This window comes from Rhizobium mulingense, assembly GCF_029194105.1.
GTDB lineage: Bacteria > Pseudomonadota > Alphaproteobacteria > Rhizobiales > Rhizobiaceae > Rhizobium > Rhizobium mulingense.
On the sequence record NZ_JARFVE010000013.1, the window covers coordinates 1 to 18,477 of the forward strand.

Consider the following 18,477-nt stretch of genomic DNA (forward strand, 5'->3'; position numbering starts at 1 on the left):
ACGCGCTTGGCGACGCGTTCGACGACGACGTCGGAGACCGCACCGTGATCCTTGTGGCCCCACCAGGTCAGCACATCAGTTTCGGCAAGCCGGGCTTCGCTGAGACCATGTTCCGGTTCCTGCAGCGTCGCCGTCGTCGCCGAGATGGCGGGATCGGCATTCAGCGCATTGGCGATCGCCGTGTGCATGCCCTCGGGATAGATGCCGCGGACGATTGCATTGGTATTCTCATGAATATTTTCACCCCACACAATGGTGCGAATGGTCATGTCATTCTCTCCTTGTCATAAAACGGATCGAGTCTTGGGAGGAACATCGATCCTGGGAAGGTCAGGCAGCCTGCATGGATTGACGCTCGAGCGCCCGACCCGAACGATCGAAGCGGTGGACGTGGCCGCCAAGCGGGGCAAGGCCAAGCGTCTGACCCGGCTCGTGGCGGGAAACCCCGGCCTCCCGCACGATGAGCGGCTCGTCCGTTCCGATGTCCACATAGACGAAGCTATCGGAGCCGAGGATTTCCGAGTGGACGACAGTGCCGCTCCAAACCGGCGACTCGGCCGTGATACGAATATGCTCGGCGCGCACTCCTATCGTATGGCTGCCATAGGGCTGGGCCAGTTCGCCCGACAGAAAGTTCATTTTCGGCGAGCCGATGAAGCCGGCCACGAAGAGCGAATTCGGGCTTTCGTAAAGCTCCAGCGGCGTGCCGATCTGCTCGACGACGCCGTCCCTCAACACGCAAATCCGATCGGCGAGCGTCATGGCCTCGACCTGATCATGCGTCACATAAATCATCGTCGTATTGTGCATGCTGCGATGAAGCTTGGCGATTTCCAGCCTCGTCGCCACGCGCAGCGCCGCATCGAGGTTGGACAGCGGCTCGTCAAAGAGAAAGACTTTCGGATTGCGGACGATCGCCCGGCCGATCGCGACGCGCTGACGCTGGCCACCGGAAAGCTGTCGCGGTAGGCGGTCCAAGTAGGCTGAGAGCTGCAGCATGCCGGCCGCCTGCTCCACGCGCTCGCGGCATTCATCTCTGTTGCTCCCGGAAAGCTTCATGCCGAAAGCCATATTGTCGAACACCGTCATATGCGGGTAGAGCGCGTATGACTGGAACACCATGGCGATCCCTCGCTTCGACGGCGCGTGGCGGTTCACCGTCTCGCTATCGAAGGAAAGCGTCCCTGAGGTGATGTCCTCGAGGCCGGAGATAAGCCGGAGCAGCGTGGACTTGCCGCATCCCGACGGCCCCACGAACACCATGAACTCGCCGCGGCGGATGTCCATCGTTACGCCCTTGATGACCTCGAAGGCGCCGAAGCTCTTACGGATATTCTCCAGTTGGATCTCTTCCATGTCTTACTCCCTCAACCCTTGACGCCGCCGGCGGTCAGCCCGGAAATGATCCGGCGCTGGAATATCAAAACAAGCACCACAACCGGCACGGTGACGATCACCGACGCCGCCATGATGTTGCCCCAGGGGATCTCGAATTCGCTGTTGCCCGAAAGCAGGGCGATGGCGACCGGAACGGTACGCTGTGTATCCGACGACGTGAAGGTCAGCGCAAAAAGGAACTCGTTCCACGCGGTAATGAAGGCGAGCAGCCCTGTTGTCACCAACGCCGGCCACATCAGCGGCATGAAAACCTGGGTGACGATGACCCATGGCGAGGCGCCATCGACGATCGCCGCCTCCTCGATCTCGATCGGTAATTCACGCATGAAGGTCGTCAGCACCCAGACGGTGAACGGCAGCGTGAAGATCATGTAGGAAAAAATCAGCGCGAAGGGCGTATTGAAGATGCCGATCCAGCGAATGAGCTCGAAGAGGCCGGCAAGGACGGCAATCTGGGGAAACATCGACACTGAGAGGATGGTCAGCATCAACAGCGCCCGCCCGCGGAAATGCACCCGAGCCAGAGCGAAGGACGCGGTGATCGAAAGCAACAGCGACGCTGAAACCACGACACAGGCGATCATTGCGGAATTCGCGAGGCTACGGACGAAACCGCCCTGGCCCATCACGGATGTATAGTTGCCGAACGAGATCGAGGTCGGCCAGTAATCGACCTGGAAAAGGGCCGTGCCAGTCTTCAGGCTCGTGAGGATCGCATAGTAAAACGGAAAGACCGCAATGACGACGATGATCGTGACGAGCAGGTAGAAGAGCGTATTCTTGGTGATCGACAGCAGCATCAGCGTTCCTCCCCGCCGAGCCTGACGCGGCCGAGCCAGATATAAAGGATGGTGACGGAGGCAATGATCAGGAAAAGCACCGTCGAGGCGGTCGCGCCGTAGGCGAACTTGTCGAAGTCGAACAGGTTCTCGCGCGCCATGACCGACATGGTCTTCGTCTGAGCATTGTTCGGCGTCAGCACATAGATCAGATCGAAGATGCGCATCGCGTCCAGCATCCGGAAGATCACGGCAACCATGATGGCGGGGCGGATCAGCGGCAGAGTCAGGCGCCAGAAAACCTTGACCGGGTTGATGCCGTCGATCCTGGCGGCCTCGTAGATATCGCCCGGAACCATCTGCAGTCCGGCAAGGATCAGAAGCGCCATGAAGGGCGTCGTCTTCCAGACGTCGACGATCAGCACGGCGATCATCGCCGTCTCCGGATTGGCGGTCCAGGCGATCTTCTCGCCGATAAGGCCGAAGCCGAGCAGGATGTCGTTCAGAATGCCGAACTGGTCATTGAGCATCCAGGCCCAAATTTTGGCCGAGACGATCGTTGGGATCGCCCAGGGAATGAGGATTGCGGCTCGAACAATGCCGCGCCCGACGAACCGTGCGTTTAGCACGAGCGCGACGATCAATCCGAGCACGGTCTCGATCACCACAGAAAGGACGGTGAATTTGGCGGTGTTCCAGACCGCCTTCCACCACACCGGATCGGCAAGCAGCCCGCGAAAGACGGTCCTTCCGCTCTTCAGCGTCACCCACGACAGATAGTTGTCAAAGCCGACGAACCGAGCATTGCCGAGATCGTTGAGCGACGCATTCGTAAAACTGAAATAGATCGTTCTGAACAGCGGCCATCCGGCGACGATTGCCAGGATCAGCAGCGTCGGCGCCAGAAACAGCCAGGCCGATCGAATGCGCTCGGATCGCAGCTCCGTAGAGGCTCTGAGAATGGAAACCCTTGGTTCAACTGCTTGCGGAACTACGATTTCGGTCATGAAACGCCTATCCCCGTTCGCTCGTCCGAAGACTGGACCGGCGGCCTGAGGGCCGCCGGTCGGAAAACCTTACCAGGCGTCGCCCTTGAGGGTCGTCAGGTCGGCTTCGAGAAGCTCGAGGTTCTCGGCAGCTGAGCCGCTGCCGGACAGCGTGTTGTGCACGGCCGTCCAGAACTTCGAAGACACCTCGTTGTACTTCACCTTGGCCGTCGCCGAAGGACGCGGCACCGCGTCCTGGAAGATCGGTTTCCAGTTCGGCATGAAGGGCTGTGCGGCGGCAACATCCTTGTCGTCATAAAGGTCGGTCAATGTCGGCAGATTGGACAGCTCGACGGCACGCGCCTTCTGAACCTCTTTCGATGCCATGAATTTTACGAGCGCGATGGCCGCGTCCTGCTTTTCGGAATATTTCGAAACCGCAAGGTTCCAGCCGCCAAGCGTCGAGGAAGGCTTGTCGCCGGCCGCCGCGACCGGCAGCGTCATGACGTCGAATTTGCCCTTCACGGCGCTGTCGGCACCATTGCCGAGGGAATAGGCATAGGGCCAGTTACGCATGAAGACGGCGTTGCCGGTCTGCCAGACGCCGCGCGATTCCTCTTCCTGATAGGCGAGCACGCCGGGCGGTGAGATCGTGCCAATCCAGCTCTTGGCGCGGTCAAGCGCTGCTGCCGCCTTCTCGTTGTTGATCGAGATCGTCCCATCCGGCTCGACGATCTGGCCGCCGCCCGACGACTTCACCCATTCCAGCGCGTTGCAGGTCAGCCCTTCATAGGAGTTGCCCTGGAAGACGTAGCCCCAGAGGTCCTTCTGTCCGACCTGGCGTTCCTTTTCCTGAACCTCTTTGGCGGTTGCGGCCATCTCGTCCCAGGTCTTCGGCGGCTGCTTGCCGTATTTCTCCAGCAGGTCCTTTCGGTAAAACAGCGCCGGCGCGTCGGTAAACAACGGCAGCGCCACCAGCCGGCCATTCACCGTCTGCGAGGCAATGATCGACGGGAAAAACTGGCCGGCCACATCCTTGGTGGCCTCCTTGAGATCGATGAACTGATCGGCAAGCTGCGGCGCCCAGATGACGTCGGTCTGATAGACGTCGATGTCCTTGTTTCCAGCGGCGAGCCACAGGCGATATTGAGAGAACTGCTCGCTGCTCGAGGACGGCATCGTGACGAGCTTGACCTGATTGCCGGTCTCCTTCTCGAAAATTGCGAGTTGCTTGTTGAGGAATTCGACGTTTTTCCCCGTCGTGTTGGCGGCAAACGAAATCTCGGCGGCACGGATCGGGCCGGCGACTGCGATGGCGACTGCCAGCGCGGAAACACCTAATGTAAACTGTTTCATGATCTCCTCCCAGAAATTGAAATCGATTTGGCTCGCAGAACATTGCAGAAGGCCTTGGCCGCGTCAATACGCCAATTGAACGCTTTTCAGTTGCAGCTTGCGCAACTTCTAACACCATATACACTTTAAAAGATAACTTATGGCCTTTGCACGCGATGCCTCTAACCGCCAAATTTGAAATCGGTTTCAATCATACTTAAATTGGATATTTGCCCGTTGCGTACCGCCAACACATCGTCCATTGATTGCCCAGATAAAGAAGACAACGATGAAACTTCGTGAATTCGCAAAGCAGCTTGGGCTTTCTCCGACGACGGTCAGCCGTGCGCTCAGCGGCTACCCGGAGGTGAGCGAAGCCACGCGCGCCCGGGTTGCAAGCGAAGCAATGCGGCTCGGCTATCGTCCCGACATCAATGCCGTGCGCCTGAAGACCGGACGAGCCGGAGCGATAGGCGTGATGATGGGACGTTCGGGAGAAATTCATTTCGCTGAATTCGTGTCGGGAATGGCGCAGCGCCTGGAAACGGCCGATACGGATATCCTCATCACACCCATCACCGCACACAATGATGACGACGAGATCCAGGCCTATCGACGCCTGGTCGAAAGCCGCCGGGTGGATGCAGTGATCATTCATTCGCCACGCCCCCAGGACCCTCGGATCGAGATGCTGAACAGCCTCGGCGTGCCTTTCCTGGTTCACGGCCGCTCGGAGACCGAGCACCTTCATGCTTGGCTCGACATCGATAATGAAGGTGCCGTGCGCAGGTCCACCGAACACCTGCTCGATCTCGGGCACCGCCGCATCGCCATGATCAACGGCCTCAGGGGCAAAACCTATTCGATCCACCGCGAAAAGGGTTTTCGGATTGCCCATCAGGAGCGCGGGCTCATCGCCGATCCCAACATGATGGTCTGCGATAAATTCTCCGACGAGAGCGGCTTTCGCCATGCCCGCTCCTTCCTTGAGAGAGCGAACGCGCCGACCGCCATCGTCGCCGGTTCCACGATGACGGCGCTCGGCGTTTACCGCGCCATCCGCTCGCTTGGGATGACGGTCGGGCGGGACGTCTCCGTCATCGCCCATGACGACGTCTTCCCTTATCTCACGGCCGAAAATATGGTGCCGTCACTCTCGACAACGCGATCTTCCATGCGTGCTGCGGGCACACGTTGCGCCGAGCTGACGCTGCAGCTTATTGCGGGGCGCGCCGCCGACGAGATCCACGAATTATGGCCGGTCGAGCTGATCCTGCGAGAAAGCACTGCGGCCCCGCGCTGACAGATGCGGAACTCCGCTTCGGCGGGAGATGGCAACGCGCGCGGCACCTCTCGCACCAGATCCGCGAACAAGCCGGCAATTAGAGTAAAGGTTGCCGGACGGGCCAACCGACTGCGTTGTCGCCGAAGTCCATTAGCCGGCATTTCGCCTTACCCCGCCATTGGCCCTGACGAGCGCCATCAGCATCGGGCCGATCGCAAATTCACCTCTCTCGGTCCTGCGGGTGAGATCGCGGAGATAACCGCCGGGCGAGTTGATGTGGCCTCCCCGTTCCAGGATGCAGGCGATCACCGTGGCGGCATTCTCCGGCCCCATGCCGGCGCAGGCTTCCTCATAAGCCGAGGGGCTGACGCCGAGCATTGAGCGCACGACGACGGCGGCCGACATCAGGTCGCGCCAATTTCCGATCGTTCCGTCGGGACCGTAGTCAAGAATGGCGGGGCAGGCCTGCAGGACAAGGCCGAGCGGGAAGGATTGCAGGCTGTGGCCGGCGGCCGGAGTGGCACTCGGCGTCCCGCTATCCCTTCCGGCGGGTAGCCTCGGCTGCTTCAGCCTTTGCGCATCCGGCGGCTCAGCCATCCTGTCTCTGGTTGTCACTGCCTTTTCGCCCTGCTTCGGTCCGAAGCTTGGTTCAGGTTCATAAATGGAGTCGGGGTTTGAATTCTGTTTGTGGCGCTCAATTTGAGACTCATTGGCGTCTATTTTTTTTCTTTTGATGTGGTTTTCCAGCAGGTTGACGGCTTCCTCGCGCAGCAGTCCCATCTCGTCGAGCAGCGCGGCCAGTTCGTCGATGCTCGCCATCCGCGGAATCCTGGCAACAAGGTCGCGAAACATCATCGTCATCTGCTCCCAGTCACCGGGAACGGCTTCGTCGATGGCCGTCGAAATCAGCTTGGAGATATCGCGCCGGCAGACCGTCAGGCGCTCCCTCATCGCTCGGAGCAATTCCCGGTCGGCGATCGTTTGGGCCGCGAGATTCTCAATTTCGACTGCGCGGGCAAGAAGTGGCGCGACGCTGAAGCCGAAGGCCTCGCCGATGGCCCCTGCCCTGTCGCGGCGGGCATAGCGCTTTCCATTCGGGCTATCCTTGCGCAGGATCAGACCGGCCTCGACCAGCACGGCAAGATGGCGCCGCAGCGTCGCCGGCGTCATGCCGCGGGCACGCAGCGACAGTTGCGCATTCGAGGGAAAGACGATCAGGCCCTTCTCCTCGGAGATTTCATCGTCGGGATAAAAGGTCAGCAACGCGTCGAGCACCGTCAGCGCCCGATCGGTTACGCCGAGCGCCGGCCGCGCCTCGCAGATTGCCCTGAACAATTTCCACTTGCTGCGCTTCATCCCCGGCTCGATGGTCCCGGCCAATTGCTGACTTGCCAGCATGCCAAGCGACATCGGCCGCCGCCCGAAGGGCGTCGTCACATATCCACTCTCCATTTGCCTTCACCTTCGTTCAGGCAAAAGAAAACCATCCACCAATTTGGTGCCTAAGACGCTTGACTGTGATTCGTGGAAATGCGATTCTCGATGTGCTTAAGATCTGAGAAGGGCTTCCACGACGGCGTCGTTGGGGGCCTTTTTCTTTTGCGCGCTACGCTCCTCTGTGCTTTTTGAACTCCTGGAACAGGCCTTGCAGCCTTTCCTGGACGAATTGATCGAAACCGGGCGCGATCTTGCCGTCGAAGACGAAAGTAGCGCCGGATGCTGTCTTCTTGATCATCACAGGCACGCCGCTGACTTCGGATTTGACCGCCGCCGGCCTTGGCGCCGCCGTCTTCTTCGTCGCCAAAGCGAATGCCTGGTGAAACCGCTCGTCGCTCGAAATTTTACGCGCGTCGTCCGCGGACAACTCGGCGATGATCTTGCCGATATCGGCGCCTTCGAGCCCCTCTCCGAGCTCCAGCCACCGCCGGCGACCGATATCGGGTGCAGCGCCAATGGCGTTTATCAGCTCCAAGGGCACCTGCCGCATGACGATCAGCATTCTCGACAGCGCCGCCTTATCCACGCTGAGAGCGGCCATGATAGTGTCGCGTCCGAAGCCGCGTTCCTCGAGCCGCCACGCGAAGAGCGCGCGCTCGATATAGGAAAGATTGGTCCGGGCGCTGTTTTCCTGTCCCTGGCTGACGACCAGCTGGCCGTCGGTGAGATCGCGAACCACCGCGCGCACACGGATGCCGATCTCTTTGGCGGCTGCCAGACGGCGATGGCCGTAGGCAACCTGATAGCGCCCCTTTGTCTCGGGATGCGGACGCACCAGGATCGGAACCTGCTGCCCATGTTCGCGGATTTGCTCGACAAGCTCGGCCAGCTCGGCCGCGTCGATCGCCAGGCGGTCGCTGACGAAGGAGGCCTCGATCAGGCCGGGATCAAGCTCGACGATCGTCTGGCCCGCCGCAAGCTGCCGTTCCAGCTCGCTCGCCCGTTCCATTTTCTCGGTGATGTTGCCGAGCGTCTTGGTAATGCCGCCGACCGGCGCGCCGACACGCTCCTGCGGCACGAAGCCAGCGATCGGACGATTGTCGCGTGGCGCAATCGATTCCACCCTTGCCGGGCTCGGAGCGGAGATTTCGATGAGATTCTTGCGCGCCATTTCTATCTCCTTCCCCAGGTGGAGCGAATATGCGCTTCGATCTCACCATTCACGAGGTTCAGCGACTCCAGCGCCCGGTCATAGGTTCCGCGCGTGAATTGCGACCGCTCGACCTCATAGAGGGTCTGCTTGGTGACGCCGGCGTCGGCGACGGCCGTCGACTTCACCATGGCGTTATGCAGCATGCGATTGCCGAAGATCGCCCGCATGAAGCCGGTCATCTGGCTCTGCGGTCCGTCATTCGGCTCGAACCGCGTCACCAGATAGCGCATCCAGTCGTAGCTGGTGCGCCCGCCGGCCTTCTCGACGACCGACATTAGCTCGCTCGTCATCGTCAGGAACTGCGACATCGACATGACGTCGAGCATCTGCGGGTGGACCGTGATCAAAACGGAAGTTGCGGCGCAGAGCGCCGACATCGTCAGGAATCCCAGCTGTGGCGGGCAGTCGATGACGACGACATCATAAAGGCTTTCTATTTCCGTCAACACCTCGCCGATACGGGCGAAGAACATCGTCTCCGCCGTCCCCGACGCCATTGCCTTCGGCGTCTCGTGCTCGAATTCCATCAATTCGAGATTTCCCGGAATGAGATGCAGATTGGGCGTGTAGGTTGCGCGCACGATATCGGCGATCGGGCGTGGTGCCTCGTATCGGATCGCCCCGTAAATCGTCTCGCCTTCACCGACGTCGAACTCCGGCTGATGGCCGAACAAGGCGGACAAGGACGCCTGCGGATCGAGATCGACGGCAAGCACGCGATAGCCGCGGAGTGCCATGAACTGCGCCAGATGTGCCGCCGTGGTGGTCTTGCCAGAGCCGCCCTTGAAATTCATGACGGAGACGATCTGGAGCTTTTCGCCTGGCCTGCGGGCCGGCACATATTTCGGCGTTCCGTTTCGCTCGTCGAGAACTCGGCGGATCCGGTCCATGTCGATTGCGCTGTAAAGCCGACGCCCGTTTGCGAGCGGATCGGGCCCGTGGCCATCCGCAGCGACCTGCCTGAGATAACCTTCACCAATGCCGATGAAGGCTGCGGCTTCCGCAGGCGAGAAGGTCCTGATCGTCTTCTGGGAAAGCGGCGGAAAGATTTTCGCCTGATGCTGCTGAAGTTGATAGGACAACTCCTTCGCATCTGTTGCCAGAAGCGACGGGAGATGCTCTTGATCGTCTTGAAGAGCAAGACTCGGCTGCATGTTCGATTTCCCAAGTAACTGCGCAATTTTGAACGAAAGCGCTTCAGTTGCGCAGTTACTATATGCCGCGATTCGTGACCGAATTACAAACGCTTAACCAAACCACACGCCGAGGCATGCGAGACGGTATCGGAAACCCGGCAGTTTCGCAGATCAAACTGCGGGTGATTCGCGCCCGCCCCAGGTTCGGACAAGCAAGGCCTTCACTTTCATTACGCACATGAAATTCATAATATTTTTGCGACGCTGCGGACGGAGACGGAAAGGGCCAACGTGACTATTGCCTACGATGCCGAGCATGTCCCGGACCGGCTTCGGAATGGTTACCTGCCCCTTCGCGGTAACGGTCGTGGCCATTCTGGTACCTTTGTAATACTCTCCTTTCGAAGGGTATTACCTCAAGCCAGCCGTTAGGCGGCCATCGATTGGAAGAGCCAGTCGGAGAGGGTCTGGCTCGCCGTGCGGGCACCAGCACCGGGAAGCAGTACATCGCCGGTCAATTCGACGTCGAGATAGCAAACAGCTGGATCGGTCGTCACCGGCCGTTGGTCTTCGTTCGCGGCGAGATATATCCGCGCGATTTCGTCGATGCCGAACTGTTCCGGGCCGCCGATCTCGACAATATCGCCGACGGGAGTTCCCTCTGCCAGTTCCATCAGAAACGCGGCTACGTCACCGGCCGCGACCGGCCTCATCGCCGCCGGCGGCAACCGAAGGACGTCGCCATCGGCACCGATATCGATCAATCCGTTGATGAATTCGTAAAACTGCGTCGAGCGGAGGATCGTATAGGGTCGGCCAGAAGCACGGATGAGATTTTCCTGCACCATTTTGGCGCGGAAATAATCGCTTTCCACGAGGTAGGGCGTGCCGACGATGGAGAGAGCGAGATAATGCCTGACGTTGGCTCCGGCCGCAGCGGCGAGCAGGTTCTTCGTCGATGTTCTGAAGAAATCGAACGCCGAACTGTCGCCGAATGATGCGGCATTGGTGACGTCGATGACGATTTCGTTTCCCGCCATCGCCGCTTCGAGGCCCCTGCCCGTCACCGTATCGACGCCAAGCGATAAGGATGCGGCCGTGACATCGTGGTCCGCCCGGTGCAACTTCGCCGTGAGCTGCGTTCCGACAACGCCGCTTGCTCCCGCTACCATGATTTTCATATCGGCATCCTCTCTAATCTCTGCCCAATGCCGGCGGTTGGGCCGACAATGACCGTAAAGTTAGAGACCTTCCATCATGCCTGAGGTCCGGCGTCCTGGCCTTTGAGCATAGGGGAGCCAGCCTCCGGTATAGGGTGCGCCATCTGATAAAGCGGACTCCCGCATCCCTCTTCGCTCTAAAAGCCGGCTACATGCCCGCGCAATGCATGGGTTTCCATGAGTTGCGGTTGTGGTGGGGCAGGATTACGGTTCGAACATGAGCTCGCCGGCCCCAAAATCAAAAACAACCACCGCAAATGCTGACGGCCCCCCGTTATTTCCGTCCGGCAGGAGCAGCTAATGATGAGCGTCTGGTCGCACCGTCCCAAGCTTTTGCATCTGGGCTTTTTTGTTGCGGCTTATGTGCTTGCCTGCGGCTTTGCTCAATCTCTTGCGATCGTGCCTGGAACCGGCATTTCCATCTGGCCGGCGAGCGGACTTTTCATCGCGACGCTTATTCTTAGCTCCGGCTGCAGCTGGCCGTGGTGGGTGCTGGGCGGCTGCCTGGCGGAGATGTTCAGCAATGTCCTTTGGTTTCACAGCCCACCAGTCGCCGCCTTCCTGATTTATGTCGGCAACGCGCTGGAAGCGCTGGTGGGAGCCTGGCTCGTGAACCGCGTCCTGACACGGCCGGTGCGCCTGGAAAGCCTGCAGGAAGTCCTTGCTTTCGTCGCGCTGGGCGCCGGGGTTGCCCCGATCGTCAGCGCGACTGTGGGAAGTGCTACACTTGCCTGGTTCAGCATCCTGTCGCAATCCTTCGTGACGGCATGGCCTCTGTGGTGGATCGGCGATGCTACCGGCGTCCTCATCGTGGCGCCGCTGGTGCTGGTCGTGCTCCACAACTGGCGGGGCAGACCGCAACTTTCGACCACACAGTGGATGGAAGCCTGCGTTCTCGGGCTTATCTTCCTCGCCGTTGCCGCTCTTTCGCTGAGCGGCTACCTTCCCTTCGCTTATATTATCATGCCGCCGCTTCTATGGGCCGCGGTCCGCTTCGAGTTCAAGGGCGCGGCGGTGTCGCTGGTGCTGCTGGCGCTGATAACGGCAATCTTCACGATAACGGGCGCCAGCCAATTCGCCGGCGATCCGGAGGCCCAGAAACACAAGCAGATCATGCTGCAGCTTTTTCTGGCCATCTCGGCGCTTTCAGCGCTCATTGTCGCCGCCATATCCCGCCAGCATCAACTGGCAGCGCTTTCGCTGCGCCAAAGCGTGGAGGCATTGCGCGAACGGGAACGCGAGCTCTCACAGCTCGTCGACATGGTGCCGAGCCACGTCTGGCGACTGACGCCCGAGGGCGAGCCGACCTTCTTCAACAAGCGCATGGTCGATTTCCTCGGCCTTGACGTGAGCGACTCCGATAGGCCGGATATGAGCCGACTGGAAGCAGTACTTCTGGCCATCGTTCATCCCGACGATGCAGCCGAGTTCAGAGCAGCGCTCAGCCATTGCCTCGTCACCGGCGAGACCTTCGCCACGCGCTATCGGCTGCGCCGGGCCGACGGCGTTTATCGTTGGATGTCGAGCCGCGCCGAGCCGCTGCGAGATCAGATGGGCAATGTCCTCCAGTGGTATGGGCTTTGCCACGACATCGACGATCAGGTCCATGCCGAAGAGGCGCTCCGGCAAAGCGAACGGCAGCTTCAACAGATGATCGATGCCGTTCCGGTCCGCGTGTGGAGCGTCGAGCCCACCGGCGGCTCGATCTACTTCAACAAGCGCTACCAGGATCATTTTCGCACCGTCATTGCCGATTTCGACGCTGTCGGCGAGCCGAGCATCGAAGATCTGCTGCAGCGGTTGATCCATCCCGTGGATGCACCCGACGTTCAGCGCACGCTGCGGAACTGCTTCGAAACCGGCGGCGGCACCGCGATGCGGTTTCGCTGGCGCGAACAGGACGGCGTCTACCGCTGGGCCGAGTGCAGGGTGGAGCCGCGGCGTGACGACGATGGAAAGGTCGTGCAGTGGTACGGCGTTTCTCTCGATATCGACGAAGAGGTGCGGGCGCTGGAGGCCCTGCGCGAGCGCGAGCGCGAGCTGTCGCAGCTCGTGGACATGGTCCCGGCCCAGATCAGACGGCTGACACCGACAGGCGAGCCCGTCTTCTTCAACAAGCGCCTGATCGACTTCTTCGGCCTCGACGTCGGCGACATGGATCAGCCGGGCGTGAGCCGGCTGTCGGTCGTCATTCATACCCTGGTTCATCCCGATGATGCGCCGAGGCTGCTTCAGACGGTTCACCGCTCTCTCGTCAGCGGCGATCCCTTCTCGATCAAATACCGCATGCGCCGCTTCGACGGAGCCTATCGCTGGGTCGACGGGCGCGCCGAGCCGCTGCGAGACCAGAACGGCACGATCACGCAATGGTACGTCATTTCGGTCGATATCGACGATGAGATGCGTGCGCAGGATGCGTTGCGCGAGCGCGAGCGCGAGCTCTCGCAACTGGTGGACATGGTTCCGAGCCTGCTCTGGCGCCTTGATCCGGACGGCACACCGACCTTCTTCAACCAGCGCCTGATCGATTTTCTCGGTCTCGACATTGTCGATATGGACACGCCCGGTGTCAGCCGGCTTGCAGCCCTCATCCAGGCCGCCGTCCATCCTGAGGATGCCGCCGGCCTTACCGAAGCACTCCACCATTCCATCGCCACCGGCGAACGCTTCTCCAAGCAGTATCGCCTGCGGCGCGTAGATGGCGTCTATCGCTGGGTCAGAGGCAGCGCCGAGCCGCTGAGGGACGAGAACGGGCGGATCATTCAATGGTACGGCCTGACGCATGACATCGACGATCAATTGCGCATCGAGGAGGAGCTGCGCGAGAGGGAGCGTTCGCTCTGGCAGATCGTCGAAACCCTGCCGGCAATGATCGATTGCGCGGCGCCCGACGGAGAACCGGTATACCGCAACCCTCAGCTGCGCCACTTCCTCGGTTATAAGCTGGAAGAACTGGACGGCACGGGAAAGACGAGGTTGGAAGGCACGCTCGACGCCGGCGTTCATCCCGACGACGTGGCGAGCGTTAAATTGGACTATGCCCATTCATTGCGCACCGGCGAGCCCTATGCGCGCCGGCATCGTTTGCGGCGGTTCGACGGCGAATATCGCTGGGTCGAAACACGCGCTGCGCCGATGCGCAATGCCGAGGGCGTCATCGTCCAGTGGAATGTCATCTGCCTCGATATCGACGGAGAAGTTCGGGCGGAGGAAGATCTGCGTCAAGCGCGAGAGGGCCTTGCGCGGGCGAGCCAAGTGGCGAGCCTTGCCGAGCTTTCGGCCTCCATCGCTCATGAGGTGAACCAGCCGCTCGCCGCGGTCGTCGCAAACTCGCATGCCTGCCAGCGCTGGCTGATGGCCGATCCTCCGAATATGGAGCGGGCGCAGAGGACCGTCGAACGCATCATCCGCGATGCCAACTCGGCGGCGGAGGTCGTTAGCCGTATACGCGCCCTGTTCAAACAATCGGCAGACAGAAGGGTTCATACGGCGATTTCGGGAGTCATCAGCGAGGCGCGCAACCTGATGGCGGACGAAGCGGTGCGCCGGCGCGCCCGGATAGAGGTCGCGGTCGATGGCAACCTTCCGCTCATCGCCGTCGATCGCATCCAGATCCAGCAGGTTCTGATCAATCTCATCCGCAACGGCATCGAGGCGATGGACGCCATTGCCGGCGACAAGGTGATCGAGATGCGCGTGCACCATGTGGGCAATGCCATCCAGACCGAAATCAGCGATCGCGGCCAGGGGGTCGAGTTTCCCGAGAAGATGTTCGAGCCGTTCTTCACGACCAAGGAACACGGCATGGGTATGGGTCTGGCGATCTGCCGCTCGATCGTCGAGCTGCATGGCGGACGATTGTGGGCAGAGAAGAACAACCCGCGCGGAGCAACGTTGATCTTCACCTTGCCGATAGAAACGAAGGCGGCGTCATGACGGCCGATGACCACATCGTCTTCATCGTCGACGACGATGAACGCATCCGCGAAGCGCTCGGCGAGCTGCTGGACTCGCACGGCATGCGCGCCGTTGCCTTTGAATCGGCCGGGGACTATGTGAGGGCAGACAAGCCCGATGTGCCCGCCTGCCTCATCCTCGATATCGAGCTCCCCGACATCAACGGCCTCGATCTGCAGAGGCAGATCGCCGACAGGGACCATCCGCCGATCGTCTTCATTACCGGGCATGGCGACATTCCCTCCTCGGTGCGCGCGATCAAGCATGGCGCAGTGGATTTTCTGACCAAACCGTTCAGTGACGCTGACCTCTTGAAGGCAATCCATGCGGCACTTGCCGAGGATCGGAAAAAGCGATCGGGACGCGCCGAGCTCGACATGTTGAAAAGACACTATCTCGACCTGACGCCGCGCGAGCGCGAGGTGCTGCCGCTCGTGGTCAGCGGTCTTCTCAACAAGCAGGCGGCAGCCGAACTCGGGATCAGCGAAGTCACCCTGCAGATCCATCGAAGAAATGTGATGCAGAAAATGGCGGCGGCCTCGCTCGCCGATCTCGTGCGGATTGCAGAGAAACTGGAAATACCGATTACCCACTCGCGCCGGGTGGGGGGGAATTGAACATGAACGAGACAAGACATGTCGTCGCAATTGTCGATGACGATCCAAGACTGCTGGAATCGATGGGCGACCTTTTGGAATCGGCCGGTTACGTGGCCCGCGGTTTCCCGTCGGCGGGCTCGCTGCTCGTCAGCGGGCTGTCCGACCTCGACCTGCTCATCACCGATATTGGAATGCCTGGCATCGACGGCTTCGAGCTTCGTGACCTGGTGAGAAAATCGCGTCCCGAGTTGCCGGTGTTCCTGATCACGGGCCGCCACGAGATCGCCGATCAAGGCCGCGCTCAGGGAGGCGGCGGATTCTTCCGCAAGCCCTTCGATGCGCAGGCCCTGCTGACGGCAATCGCCAATGCTTTACGTCAATCGAGAGATGGGGGGTGACATGAGAGTTGACCAGCCGTTGCTGCGGAGATCGGCGCCGTTATCATTGCAGTGCAGATATCAAGAGGACCAGCCGCTCGTCATTATCGTCGATGACGACGCATCGGTACGCGAGGCCTTGTCCGAGCTGATCTTGTCGGCGGGTTTTCAGCCGGTCTGTTTTGCCTCGACCCGAGAATTGCTTGACGCCGACATATTGGAAAACCCCGGCTGCCTGATCCTCGATGTGCGCATGCCGGGGGCAAGCGGCCTTCACCTGCAAAGCCATCTGGCCGAGAACGGCATTTCCAAGCCGATCATTTTTCTGACCGGCCACGGCGACATTCCGATGACCGTCCAGGCAATGAAGGCCGGTGCTGTGGATTTTCTCACAAAACCGGTGCGGGATCAAACGCTGCTCGACGCCGTCACTGCGGCCATTGCGATGGATGCCGAACGACGGGCCGAAGCCGCAATCGCCAAGCGCAATGTCAAACGCCTGGAGACGTTGACACAGCGCGAGCGCGAAGTTCTGCACGAAGTGGCACGCGGACGCCTTAACAAGCAGATCGCCTTCGATCTCGGCATCAGCGAAGTGACGGTCAAGCTGCATCGAAGCAATGTGATGCACAAGATGGAGGCTGCCTCGATCGGTGAACTGATCCGGGCCTGGGAAACGCTGCCGGCACAAATGCGGCAGGCCGGCTCGCGTTAGCTTTTTTACCTGACGCTTTCCAATGACGAAGAATACCGGCCACGCACGCGAGCTTCCTGTCCATTTAATGCGCGCCGTATCCGATTCGCGTTGAAAAAGACGACGCGAAGCCGACAATGGCTGTCGGCTTCGCACCCATGCGTTATCTCTAAATTAAGCTCAAGGATATGATCTCATATCCGGTTTGATTCCATAAGGAGATCCCGCCTGAACAATCGATCGTCAACCACGCCTTCCCCAGAAGCCAGCGCCTTCGACATCGAAGCAACCTTCTTGTCGGCCATGGGGAACGCCAAACGGCTCCACATTCTGCATCTGTTGACCGTGGGAGAAGTGTCGGTGACCGTCCTAGCCGATGAAGTGGGATTGAGCCAATCTTCGACTTCCCAGCATCTGGCAATTCTTCGAGAACACGGACTAGTGCAGACGCGAAGGGCTGCCCAGACGATCTATTATTCCCTTCAATCCGACACGGCGAGGACAATGCTCGACACGCTCGCCGATATCTTCGGATCGCGCCGTCACTCCCCGGGAGAACGCGTCCGAGCCGGGCAGCTGACGAAATGACCATGTTGTTCTTGCCGCTTAATCCCTGATGAACGTTTGATGTACGCCTCCTAGACCAGGGTGTGGTTATGCCTCCATTGCGAATGGAGATAATGGACCACATCAGCAACGGAAGGGTCAGGAGAAGGCGATCATGGACGTCTATGAGGCAGTCACAAGCCGACGGTCGGTGCGTGGATTCAAAGACAAGCCTGTGGCGAAGGAGACACTCGAGCGCGTGCTGTCCGCCGCGGCTTGGTCGCCGTCAGGATCGAACATCCAGCCGTGGAACACTTACGTGATGACCGGCGCGTCGCTGGCCGAGCTCAAGACATCCGCCATCGAGCGCGTGGCCCACGGCGACCCCTGGGACAAGCGGCAGTACGAGATGTATCCGCCTATGCTCAAGTCCCCGTACGGAGAGCGCCGATCTGCCTTCGGCAGGGAGCGCTACAGTTCGCTCGGCATTAGCCGCGAGGACTGGGAGGCGCGCCAGCGGGCAGCAATCGCCAACTGGAACTGCTTCGGCGCGCCCGCCGCCCTGTTCTGCTACATCGACCGTGACCTGGGCCCACCCCAATGGGCCGACGTCGGCATGTATCTGCAGACCGTCATGCTGCTGCTGCGCGCCGAAGGACTGCACAGTTGCCCGCAAATGGCATGGTCACAGGTTCGCGAAACGGTTGCGGAAGCGCTGTCACCGCCGGACGAGCTCATCCTGTTCTGCGGCATGTCGATCGGATACGAGGATCCCGCAGTCAGTTTTGCCCGGACGGGCCGCGCGCCCCTCGCCGAGACGGTCACTTTCGTCGACGATTAATACCTGCGCTCAAGGAACAAGAGACCCCTTCCATGCTTCCTGCGTATGATGGTCCTTTATCATGCGCAATATTGGAGAACGCCATGACCACGCATAAAGTCGGTTATCTCATCGGCAGCCTCGCCAAGGGCTCGATCAACCGCAAGCTCGCCAAGGCGCTGGTGCGGCTCGCCCCGCCGGAACTTGAAATGTCGGAGATAACCTTCACGGATCTGCCGCTCTACAGCTACGACTATGACGCCGACTATCCTCCGGCCGGCAAAGCATTCAAGGCGGCAATCGCGGCCGTCGACGCCGTGTTGTTCGTCACGCCCGAATACAATCGATCCATACCCGGCGGACTGAAAAACGCCATCGACTGGGCAAGTCGCCCCTACGGCACCAACTCGTTCACACGCAAGCCGTCAGCGGTCATCGGCACCTCGCCGGGCGCGATCGGCACCGCAGTCGCCCAGCAGAATTTGCGCAGCGTGCTCAGTTTCTGCAACTCGCCCCAGATGAATGCCCCGGAAGCCTACATCCAGTTCACACCGGGGCTGATCACCGATGACGGCGAGGTCACGAACGAGGCTACGGCGGATTTCCTTCGCAAGTTCATGCAGGACTTCCATATCTTCATCGCAAGGGTTCGCTCGGTGTTGCCGAAAGATGCTTAGAGCATAAAGAACCTGGCC

Annotated in this window: 16 protein-coding genes and 2 pseudogenes; 8 read left to right on the forward strand and 10 right to left on the reverse strand. The window is 60.3% G+C overall.

What is annotated here, in order from left to right:
* From PYR71_RS24715 to PYR71_RS24735, 5 genes and pseudogenes are all read right to left on the reverse strand, one after another.
* Positions 1 to 269: pseudogene (locus PYR71_RS24715) on the reverse strand (ThuA domain-containing protein); the annotation flags it as partial.
* Between the two features lie 61 nt (positions 270 to 330).
* A complete protein-coding gene (locus PYR71_RS24720; protein WP_275621234.1) occupies positions 331 to 1,356 on the reverse strand; it encodes an ABC transporter ATP-binding protein in 1,026 nt (341 codons plus the stop codon).
* A gap of 11 nt (positions 1,357 to 1,367) precedes the next feature.
* Complete coding sequence (locus tag PYR71_RS24725; RefSeq protein WP_088935944.1) at positions 1,368 to 2,198, reverse strand: carbohydrate ABC transporter permease; 831 nt, start codon at positions 2,196 to 2,198, stop codon at positions 1,368 to 1,370.
* Entirely contained in the window at positions 2,198 to 3,184 is a 987-nt protein-coding gene (locus PYR71_RS24730) for a carbohydrate ABC transporter permease (RefSeq protein ID WP_275621235.1), read from the reverse strand. The genes PYR71_RS24725 and PYR71_RS24730 overlap by 1 nt, the downstream gene beginning before the upstream one ends.
* A gap of 69 nt (positions 3,185 to 3,253) precedes the next feature.
* Positions 3,254 to 4,519, reverse strand: coding sequence for an ABC transporter substrate-binding protein (locus PYR71_RS24735; RefSeq protein WP_275621236.1), 1,266 nt, complete (start codon positions 4,517 to 4,519; stop codon positions 3,254 to 3,256).
* Positions 4,520 to 4,787: 268 nt separating this feature from the next.
* On the opposite strand from PYR71_RS24735, the gene PYR71_RS24740 reads away from it, so the two are divergent.
* Complete coding sequence (locus PYR71_RS24740) at positions 4,788 to 5,801, forward strand: substrate-binding domain-containing protein (RefSeq protein WP_275621237.1); 1,014 nt, start codon at positions 4,788 to 4,790, stop codon at positions 5,799 to 5,801.
* Between the two features lie 132 nt (positions 5,802 to 5,933).
* Here PYR71_RS24740 and repC read toward each other — a convergent pair whose 3' ends face one another.
* The 5 genes and pseudogenes from repC to PYR71_RS24765 all read right to left on the reverse strand — a co-directional run bounded on the left by repC (position 5,934) and on the right by PYR71_RS24765 (position 10,750).
* Complete coding sequence (repC, locus tag PYR71_RS24745) at positions 5,934 to 7,235, reverse strand: plasmid replication protein RepC (RefSeq protein WP_275621238.1); 1,302 nt, start codon at positions 7,233 to 7,235, stop codon at positions 5,934 to 5,936.
* Between the two features lie 154 nt (positions 7,236 to 7,389).
* The gene (repB, locus tag PYR71_RS24750; RefSeq protein WP_275621239.1) at positions 7,390 to 8,391 is read right to left on the reverse strand and encodes a plasmid partitioning protein RepB; all 1,002 of its coding nucleotides are present in this window, start codon (positions 8,389 to 8,391) and stop codon (positions 7,390 to 7,392) included.
* Between the two features lie 2 nt (positions 8,392 to 8,393).
* The gene (repA, locus tag PYR71_RS24755; RefSeq protein WP_183934666.1) at positions 8,394 to 9,587 is read right to left on the reverse strand and encodes a plasmid partitioning protein RepA; all 1,194 of its coding nucleotides are present in this window, start codon (positions 9,585 to 9,587) and stop codon (positions 8,394 to 8,396) included.
* 270 nt (positions 9,588 to 9,857) lie between these two features.
* Positions 9,858 to 9,944: pseudogene (locus PYR71_RS31075) on the reverse strand (AbrB/MazE/SpoVT family DNA-binding domain-containing protein); the annotation flags it as partial.
* Between the two features lie 53 nt (positions 9,945 to 9,997).
* Positions 9,998 to 10,750: an SDR family oxidoreductase gene (locus PYR71_RS24765; RefSeq protein WP_275621241.1), complete on the reverse strand. Its 753-nt coding sequence runs from the start codon at positions 10,748 to 10,750 to the stop codon at positions 9,998 to 10,000.
* A gap of 339 nt (positions 10,751 to 11,089) precedes the next feature.
* Between PYR71_RS24765 and PYR71_RS24770 the strand changes: the two genes are divergently transcribed.
* The 7 genes from PYR71_RS24770 (at position 11,090) to PYR71_RS24800 (ending at position 18,459) form a co-directional block, all read left to right on the forward strand.
* The gene (locus PYR71_RS24770; RefSeq protein ID WP_275621242.1) at positions 11,090 to 14,725 is read left to right on the forward strand and encodes a PAS domain-containing protein; all 3,636 of its coding nucleotides are present in this window, start codon (positions 11,090 to 11,092) and stop codon (positions 14,723 to 14,725) included.
* A complete protein-coding gene (locus PYR71_RS24775) occupies positions 14,722 to 15,363 on the forward strand; it encodes a response regulator transcription factor (protein ID WP_275621243.1) in 642 nt (213 codons plus the stop codon). The genes PYR71_RS24770 and PYR71_RS24775 overlap by 4 nt, the downstream gene beginning before the upstream one ends.
* A gap of 2 nt (positions 15,364 to 15,365) precedes the next feature.
* Positions 15,366 to 15,743: a response regulator transcription factor gene (locus PYR71_RS24780; protein ID WP_010027584.1), complete on the forward strand. Its 378-nt coding sequence runs from the start codon at positions 15,366 to 15,368 to the stop codon at positions 15,741 to 15,743.
* Position 15,744: 1 nt separating this feature from the next.
* Positions 15,745 to 16,437: a response regulator transcription factor gene (locus tag PYR71_RS24785; RefSeq protein ID WP_275621244.1), complete on the forward strand. Its 693-nt coding sequence runs from the start codon at positions 15,745 to 15,747 to the stop codon at positions 16,435 to 16,437.
* A gap of 207 nt (positions 16,438 to 16,644) precedes the next feature.
* On the forward strand, positions 16,645 to 17,004 hold the full coding sequence (locus PYR71_RS24790; protein ID WP_183934832.1) for an ArsR/SmtB family transcription factor: 360 nt from the start codon (positions 16,645 to 16,647) through the stop codon (positions 17,002 to 17,004).
* A 133-nt stretch (positions 17,005 to 17,137) separates the two neighbouring features.
* The gene (locus PYR71_RS24795) at positions 17,138 to 17,803 is read left to right on the forward strand and encodes a nitroreductase (RefSeq protein ID WP_275621245.1); all 666 of its coding nucleotides are present in this window, start codon (positions 17,138 to 17,140) and stop codon (positions 17,801 to 17,803) included.
* Positions 17,804 to 17,886: 83 nt separating this feature from the next.
* On the forward strand, positions 17,887 to 18,459 hold the full coding sequence (locus PYR71_RS24800) for an NADPH-dependent FMN reductase (protein ID WP_275621246.1): 573 nt from the start codon (positions 17,887 to 17,889) through the stop codon (positions 18,457 to 18,459).
* The last annotated feature ends 18 nt before the right edge of the window (positions 18,460 to 18,477 follow it).

Excerpts from the sequence above, each read along its gene's own strand:
- PYR71_RS24720 (WP_275621234.1), bottom strand. The coding sequence starts at position 1,356 with ATGGAAGAGATCCAACTGGAGAATATCCGTAAGAGCTTCGGCGCCTTC.
- PYR71_RS24725 (WP_088935944.1), bottom strand. The coding sequence starts at position 2,198 with ATGCTGCTGTCGATCACCAAGAATACGCTCTTCTACCTGCTCGTCACG.
- PYR71_RS24730 (WP_275621235.1), bottom strand. The coding sequence starts at position 3,184 with ATGACCGAAATCGTAGTTCCGCAAGCAGTTGAACCAAGGGTTTCCATT.
- PYR71_RS24735 (WP_275621236.1), bottom strand. The coding sequence starts at position 4,519 with ATGAAACAGTTTACATTAGGTGTTTCCGCGCTGGCAGTCGCCATCGCA.
- PYR71_RS24740 (WP_275621237.1), top strand. The coding sequence starts at position 4,788 with ATGAAACTTCGTGAATTCGCAAAGCAGCTTGGGCTTTCTCCGACGACG.
- repC (WP_275621238.1), bottom strand. The coding sequence starts at position 7,235 with ATGGAGAGTGGATATGTGACGACGCCCTTCGGGCGGCGGCCGATGTCG.
- repB (WP_275621239.1), bottom strand. The coding sequence starts at position 8,391 with ATGGCGCGCAAGAATCTCATCGAAATCTCCGCTCCGAGCCCGGCAAGG.
- repA (WP_183934666.1), bottom strand. The coding sequence starts at position 9,587 with ATGCAGCCGAGTCTTGCTCTTCAAGACGATCAAGAGCATCTCCCGTCG.
- PYR71_RS24765 (WP_275621241.1), bottom strand. The coding sequence starts at position 10,750 with ATGAAAATCATGGTAGCGGGAGCAAGCGGCGTTGTCGGAACGCAGCTC.
- PYR71_RS24770 (WP_275621242.1), top strand. The coding sequence starts at position 11,090 with ATGATGAGCGTCTGGTCGCACCGTCCCAAGCTTTTGCATCTGGGCTTT.
- PYR71_RS24775 (WP_275621243.1), top strand. The coding sequence starts at position 14,722 with ATGACGGCCGATGACCACATCGTCTTCATCGTCGACGACGATGAACGC.
- PYR71_RS24780 (WP_010027584.1), top strand. The coding sequence starts at position 15,366 with ATGAACGAGACAAGACATGTCGTCGCAATTGTCGATGACGATCCAAGA.
- PYR71_RS24785 (WP_275621244.1), top strand. The coding sequence starts at position 15,745 with ATGAGAGTTGACCAGCCGTTGCTGCGGAGATCGGCGCCGTTATCATTG.
- PYR71_RS24795 (WP_275621245.1), top strand. The coding sequence starts at position 17,138 with ATGGACGTCTATGAGGCAGTCACAAGCCGACGGTCGGTGCGTGGATTC.
- PYR71_RS24800 (WP_275621246.1), top strand. The coding sequence starts at position 17,887 with ATGACCACGCATAAAGTCGGTTATCTCATCGGCAGCCTCGCCAAGGGC.